The organism is Streptomyces katrae, assembly GCF_000966975.1.
Taxonomy (GTDB): Bacteria; Actinomycetota; Actinomycetes; order Streptomycetales; family Streptomycetaceae; genus Streptomyces; species Streptomyces katrae.
In genome coordinates, this window is the sequence record NZ_JZWV01001829.1 from 1 (window position 1) to 237 (window position 237).

The following is a 237-nucleotide window of genomic DNA, read 5'->3' on the forward strand; positions in this document are numbered from 1 at the left end:
CTGGGGCGAGGTCACCGACCCCGCCGCCGAGAAGCTCCTGGCCCCCACCGGCTGGGTCAAGCCCGACCCCAAGGCCTACCCGACCGGCGGCGACTGGGCCGAGCGCTACCTCCAGCCGCTCGCCGACGTTCTCGGTGACAAGGTCCGCCTCAGCGCCCGGGTCACCGGCGTCTCCCGCACCGGCCGTGACCGGATCGTCGACGCCGACCGCGAGGCCCAGCCCTTCACCGTCCATGC

General features: G+C 74.7%; 1 pseudogene. It reads left to right on the forward strand.

Annotated elements, in window-relative coordinates:
• Positions 1-237 (forward strand): annotated as a pseudogene (locus VR44_RS40720) (flavoprotein); the annotation flags it as partial.